The sequence below is a fragment of the uncultured Methanobrevibacter sp. genome, assembly GCF_937906425.1.
GTDB lineage: Archaea > Methanobacteriota > Methanobacteria > Methanobacteriales > Methanobacteriaceae > Methanobrevibacter.
The window spans coordinates 1-6744 of the sequence record NZ_CALCYR010000035.1 but is presented as its reverse complement, the minus strand read 5'-3'; the positions used below and the strand labels follow the sequence as shown (position 1 = coordinate 6744).

At 30.3% G+C, this 6744-nt stretch carries 7 protein-coding genes; 3 read left to right on the top strand and 4 right to left on the bottom strand.

The features are described from left to right. The first annotated feature begins 6 nt into the window (after nucleotides 1–6). The 3 genes from Q0138_RS01085 to Q0138_RS01075 all read left to right on the top strand — a co-directional run bounded on the left by Q0138_RS01085 (nucleotide 7) and on the right by Q0138_RS01075 (nucleotide 3362). Nucleotides 7–1095: an archaeosine biosynthesis radical SAM protein RaSEA gene (locus Q0138_RS01085; RefSeq protein ID WP_297979730.1), complete on the top strand. Its 1089-nt coding sequence runs from the start codon at nucleotides 7–9 to the stop codon at nucleotides 1093–1095. A gap of 263 nt (nucleotides 1096–1358) precedes the next feature. Further along, complete coding sequence (locus tag Q0138_RS01080; protein ID WP_297979727.1) at nucleotides 1359–1850, top strand: DUF308 domain-containing protein; 492 nt, start codon at nucleotides 1359–1361, stop codon at nucleotides 1848–1850. Nucleotides 1851–2060: 210 nt separating this feature from the next. Continuing rightward, nucleotides 2061–3362, top strand: coding sequence for a cytidyltransferase (locus Q0138_RS01075; protein ID WP_297979725.1), 1302 nt, complete (start codon nucleotides 2061–2063; stop codon nucleotides 3360–3362). A gap of 72 nt (nucleotides 3363–3434) precedes the next feature. Here Q0138_RS01075 and Q0138_RS01070 read toward each other — a convergent pair whose 3' ends face one another. From Q0138_RS01070 to Q0138_RS01055, 4 genes are all read right to left on the bottom strand, one after another. Beyond that, a complete protein-coding gene (locus Q0138_RS01070; RefSeq protein WP_297979723.1) occupies nucleotides 3435–4229 on the bottom strand; it encodes an NAD(P)-binding domain-containing protein in 795 nt (264 codons plus the stop codon). Between the two features lie 191 nt (nucleotides 4230–4420). Further along, a complete protein-coding gene (locus Q0138_RS01065; RefSeq protein ID WP_297979729.1) occupies nucleotides 4421–5281 on the bottom strand; it encodes an ARMT1-like domain-containing protein in 861 nt (286 codons plus the stop codon). Between the two features lie 138 nt (nucleotides 5282–5419). Further along, nucleotides 5420–5821 (bottom strand): hypothetical protein, encoded by a 402-nt coding sequence (locus Q0138_RS01060; protein ID WP_297979720.1) that lies wholly within the window; start codon nucleotides 5819–5821, stop codon nucleotides 5420–5422. Nucleotides 5822–6325: 504 nt separating this feature from the next. Next, entirely contained in the window at nucleotides 6326–6592 is a 267-nt protein-coding gene (locus Q0138_RS01055) for a hypothetical protein (protein ID WP_297979717.1), read from the bottom strand. Nucleotides 6593–6744: the final 152 nt, after the last annotated feature.

Genomic DNA, 6744 nt, shown 5'->3' with positions numbered 1-6744 from the left:
ATTAATATGGAAATTAGAGAATTAACAAAAGATATTAGAGACAAATCCATCGAATATGCAAAGCCAAAGGAACTGGATAGACTTTCAACCAGTTGGTATCAGGATGATCTTTTATATTCAGGAAGAGGAAAATGCCTATTCCTTATTCTTCCAACTCCAGGATGCTCATGGGCTTTAGGTCCAAGCGGAGGATGCACAATGTGCAGTTACATTTCCGACTGTTATCTTAAACCTATAGAAAATGAGAAGATAATCGAATTGTTTGAAAAGGAAATGAATAAATGGAACTATAAGGAAGATTATAAAAATGGAAAGAAAATAGCTATCAAATTATTTGCTTCTGGCAGTTTTCTAAACCCTGAAGAAGTACCAAAAGAAGCTAGAGATTATATTCTAAACAAATTGGCAAAATCAGAGGAAATCAGCGAAATAGTTGTTGAATCAAGACCAGAATATGTTAAGGAAGAAATATTGGATGAAATTTTTGAAATTATTCCAGACAAGCTCTTTGAAATAAGCATAGGTCTTGAAACATCCAATGAAAAAACAAGATTAAATAAAATCAACAAGGGATTCAACAACAGGACCTTTGAAAAAGCAATAGACATAATCAAAAAATCCAAGGAAAAGCATAATATTAAATCAAAGGCTTATATCTTTGTTAAACCTATTTTAACCTCTGAAAAGGAAGCAATTGATGAGGCAATTGAAACAGCAAACTACTGTGAAAAACTAGGTGTTGACAGAGTCTCATGCTGTCCTGCAACAATTCATAGGGGAACCCTGATTGAAAGACTTTGGAGAAGGGGATCATATAATCCTCCTTGGATATGGTCAACAATTGAAGTGATAAATAGAATAAGGCAAAACGTAAATATTCCTGCATTGATGGACACATCAGGATTCGGTTCCAGAAGAGGACCATACAATTGTAAAAAATGTAACAAGGAATTGAAATACAAGATAATTGACTCAAACTTCGACCAAAGCCAAATCATCCATGACTGTGAATGTAAGAAAGAATGGGAAGCTGAAGTTAAATTTTCCAATTTAAATCAATCTAAGACTCCTATTAAACATTTGCCTTTATATTAATTGTTTTTATAATATTAAAAAATAAATTCTATGTTAAACATATTAAAATTTTAAATTTAGATTTATAAATTTGAAAAATAGCCAATGAAAGATAAACATTTAAATTTAGATTTATAAATTTGAAAAATAGCCAATGAAAGATATATTTATAAATACCAATATAATATTAAATTACTAATAAGAATTATTAAATATTATAAAAATTAAAATTATATTGCTTACAATTTGCAAAAAATAGATTTTTAAAATTAGGAGGAAACAAATTGCATAAACAAACTACATTAAGTATTATTGCAATTATTTTAGGACTCATAATCATTGCATTTCCAATGATTGGAATAGTAGGTACTGCAGATATACTTGGATTATCTGTCTTATTGCTTTCCATATTTTTATTAACCAATGGAGTTTCTGAAGTAGATTATAATACTACAAAAGGAATTATAAACATTATTTGTGGATTAATAATGTTAATAATAAGTTTAGGATTAATATTCAATCCAAGCATTCTTTCATTCTTGGCTGCAATAACCATATATCTCGCAGGAATATTCCTGATTATAATCGGATTAATAATTATTGTAGGAAACAGAGACAACAAGTACGGATTTTGGATGGGAATATTAGGAATTCTTTTAGGCGTAATTTACATAATCATTGGAACCTACATTAACAACCCACTTGTTCTCGGTTCATTAATCGGAATATGGTTAGTAATTACAGGAGTCTTAAACTTAAAAAACAACAGTTATTAATTAAATGAAGTTATTAATTTTAAAATTAATAACTTATACTTTTTTTACTATTTTTATTAAATCATTAACTAATTTAAAAACTAGATTATGATTAAAATTAATTAAAAATTAAAATTATTGATTATAAACCCAATAATGATTTTTTAAAATAAAGAAAATTATAAATTATAAAATACTATTTTTAAAATTAATTTTTCAAGGAATTTGAATATGATAGCAATCAGTGCAGACTTTGATCCTGTTCATAAAGGTCATGAAGAGCTTATTAAAAAAGGAAAGGAACTTGCAGAAGAGAAGAATACAGAACTTGTAATCTACTTGAATAAGGGATACAGTGCAAATCATGCTCCTTTCTTTACTCCCTTTGAAGCTCGTCGTGAAATGGCACTTGCATTAGGTGCAGACAAGGTTGTTGGAGTTGAAGGATTACACCACAGGCTTGTCCTATCATACAGCGTACCTATCCGTCTTGCCCAAATGCATGAGGATGGAGTTACAGACTACATAACCGCTGCAGACATAAGCCTTGAAGAGATAAAAAACTATGCTCAAAAATTCATTGACCAGGGAATCTTCATTGGAATGCCTCAGGACTTTCCAAACCGTAATGTTATAAGATGGTATGCAATAAATGAATTCCTATCCTCAAAATATGAAAATAAAATCAATTTTCACCTTATTCCCGAAGTGAATTCCCCTAGAAAAATCTCTGGAAGGTTTATCAGAAAGGATATCCTGAATAACAATCTGGAAATAAGCAATCAAACCAGAAAATTGCTTCCAAAATCAACAATCGAAATCCTTGAAAGGGAAATTGAAAAGGGAAACATTCCTGGAAAAAGAGACTTGAAGAAGTTAATGCACAAGATGAACACCTATTCAAGGTCCAATCTAACAAATATTGCCTATCTAAATGGAAAAGTCATAAACAAAATAGTTGAAGGAAGATTCTATAAGGAAGAGGAATCCCTATGGGCAAGCTTCAGAAGGGCAGGATACGGTCCGGTCATGACAAGACTTGCAGCCACAGCCCTCGAAGAGGAAGTGACCAAGGAAGAGGTTCTTAAACTAATGAGAAACTATGAATCAAAAGACATCATTCCTCCGGAACAGAATGTGGACAAGATTATAGAAAGGGCATGGTATGTTGCAGAGGAAACCACAAGAGGAGTTCCTGCAAAGGAAGCAAATGAAAAATTCAGAAAAAAGAAGAATCTGAAACTAAAACCATTGATGGAACTTGAAGCAGGCTTGAATCTTACAAAATTCGAAGCCAAAAAGGTGAATGATGGAACAATGGCCAAAATCTTTGTTGACAAGGACAATAAGATTTCTTGTGAAATAAAAGAGAAGAAACCTAAAATAAAAATAAAAACAGCTTTGAAGTTACCCTCAAAAGAGGTGACCTATTTAAGATACATTTTAGACTCAAGATACATTCCAGTAAGTGGAGAACTAGTTAAAAACAAAAGAAATGATTTTAGAGTAAAAATAAGAATTCATGACACTTAGTTCAGCAAATAATATTTTTGCAAAGTAATCCTTAAGACAAATCTATTCTTGAAAATTAATTATTAACTAAACTTATTTTTTATTCTCTAAACTTTTAAACTTATTTTTAGTGGCCGCCGTCATGATTTTTGAATCATCATCAACATCCACAGTGTTTAAAAAGTCTAAAAGTTCTGCCAACTCTTCATATTTCCTTTTGGAAGATTTATAGGAATTCTTAATTCTGGATTTTGAAGACTCTTCAAAATCACCATTTTCAGTCAATGACAAAATTTCCCAAAGGGCATCACTTAAATCCAATTTTTCCCCAATCTCAAATGTTTCAATCAAAAGAGCTGAAACTCCTTTTGTATAAATGCTTCTAAGGTTTTTCAATCTAGATGCATCACCAATCCTATCACTGACAACCGCAATATTGATTCTTTGAGAAATTTCTGGATTTAAGTCATTTAAAGATTTCACAAGCTTATTAGCCATTTTACCTGAAAGATAAATGTTCATCTTTTGAGAACTTGCCTTTCCAATAATTACAGAATCAATAAAATGATCTTCAGACAAAAGATTTGAAATTTGATTGGTGGTATCTGGAGAGACATTATTTAAATCCAAAAATATGCCTTCAGTGAGCAAAGCATATTTTTTTGCAATACCTAAGGAATTTTGAGGACTGTTTGCAGAGATTAAAATGTCTGAAGCTTTAGAAAGCTCTTCATAACTATCAAAAAGAGAAATATCCAATGAATTAGCCAATTCTTTTGTTTTCTCGGATCTCTCTTCAACACAAGTCAAAACCTCAAATCCCAAATCAATCAAGATTTTAGACAGATTGTATGAAACTTCCCCAAATCCTATAAAACCAAATTTCATCCTATCATCCAATTTTTAAAAATAATAACTATCCTAATGACAAATAACCAATTTAAATAATACATTTAAAAATAATACATTTAAAATAATAAAATTAAAATGAAAAATAACTATTTTAAAAAAAAATACATTTTAAAATAATGAATTTTTAAAAATTAAAATAAGTCAAATCCAAAAGTTTTAAAAACAAATTATAAAACAGTCAAAATATGTGAACCTTCATCAACACCTAATTCCTTACTTATTGCAGGGCATTTGGTACAGAATAAAAGAAAAACGTCCTGATTTTTTAAATCCATTTCAGTCAATCCTTCAAAATTCCCCATTCCCTTAGAAATGATAAATGGAGAATCAAGCAAGATTTCCTTGAATTCGTCAGAAATCATGGATTCAACAATTCCAACTGAATCTGAACCTGTACTGATTATATCTGCAAGTTCATCAAGACCTGCTTCCAAAGCCTCCTTCAAGCAAGCATCATTCAAAATAGGTTTTTCCTTTACAGCCACTGTAATGTCAACATCATATTCCCTGATTTTTTCAAGAAGCAACTTGTCAAATACAATCTCACCAGTATTGTCCACCAAATACAATACCTTATCATATTTATTCAATGCATCCTCCAATTCATCAACACGATTGATTAGGAGCTCCTTATTCAACCCTTCCAAAATAAGGGATTCTATGTCTGTATCCAAATCAAAAGCGCCAAAATCAAGAATATTTCCAACAATAGCTATCTTTACATAAGTTTCCAAACTATTGTCCCTTTCAAGAATTTCCCTAACCTGAGGCATTAGGGACAGAGCAATTTCATTCCCTACCTTTTTCTCATTGAAGTAAGGATCATAACATCCTGTTTCGGCCTTGATGTATTGGTGAATCCTGGAACCTGTAGCGTTTGAGGACAAATCCTTGGAAAAGTTTTCACCGACATATGCCAAAACATCCTGAATCAATTTAAACTTAAGTTCCTCATCATCAGTGGATAAGTCAATGGCTTCCTTAGCTTGCCTTAAAAAACAAGACCCACATTCATAATAAACTTTAATAATAACACAACCTTTTAAAAGATTATACTAAAATAAATTAAAATCTTTAAGTACAAATAACAATTCTTTAAATTAAGATTTTAATCATTTTTTAGATAAATTAATCTTTTAAAATATTTTTACTAATTAATAATTTAATTAAACAATAAAATAAATTTTTTTATCTAAAAGATTTAATATTTTATTCATTAATTGAGAATCTATTATTTCATCTACATAATTAGAAAAAGTAATTATATTACTTCCTTTTGATTTTTCTAAAACTTCTTTAATATTTTTACATGACTCATATTTTTCGACCATTTCATCATAAGCCATATCAGCAGCTTTTATGAACGCACCTAAATATGTTGCAACCTTCCTTTGTATTTCACTATCTTGGTAACTAACATCATAACCGGCAATATGAAAAATCACTTTATTTTCCTTCTTGTTAATATCTTCTTTAACAAAAAATTCTGCTGGGCAACCACAATCAGGACATTGTTTCGCTCTACTCGAAATCATTTTCCCACAATCAGGACACTTAACCAAAGCCATTTTACCTTCCCCTTTTTCTTACCTGTATTTGATCTATTATACATTTATTAATTATTATCAAACAAAATGTATGTTTCACATGAATTCTTCCTACGTTATTTTCCAGTTTTTAATTTAATAATTAACTCAACTTTCCCACCTTTGAAACAGGTGGAAACGCTTGATTTTTCAAGCTAAACAATTCAATAAATTGGTGCATTGACAATTAAAAAAGCACCATTTCTTTGGTATAATAAGATTACCACATCAAACTAAACCAATGGTAGAAAGGGTGCTAGTCTTATGATATACCAAAATGTTGAAAATGAAAATACTCAAAATAAGTTTTCTTACGCGATCAAAGAATTAGAAATAGGAAAGTTGCTCCGTAAATCCAATATCACAAAGAATTGTGGCATATGTCCTGTTCTCTTTCATAATCATTACACTTCACCCCTTCTGCTAATAATTTCTTTTTCACTTAAACATGTCAAAACGTTATGTTCACTTTCTATCATTTTGATACTACTCTTTCTCCTTCGCTATCTGCCTCACCCTCCTGTCACTTATTCCCAGAAAGCTTGCTATCTCTCTTGCCGTCTCGTTCCCATAATTCTTTTGAATATAATCCCGCATATATTCCTTGGAATACAGCTTCTGTGGAAAAGATATTGTCTGTCCTCTAAGCAACTCATATATTTTCTCTACATCATTTGAGTTTGATAACACCCGGGCTATATCTGCATATATTGAAATGTACTTCTTACAATCTTCATTATCAATTTTCTTCATAACTTCATCTTTACTCCATAGCATGTATTATACAATTCAACTCCCTTTTCTAATAAGATGTACTTTTCCTATGAAATTTTCCTAATAATATTTCCTAATTTGCTGTATAAGACGTCTTACAGATTCAATTAAAATATTAATATCATAATTAA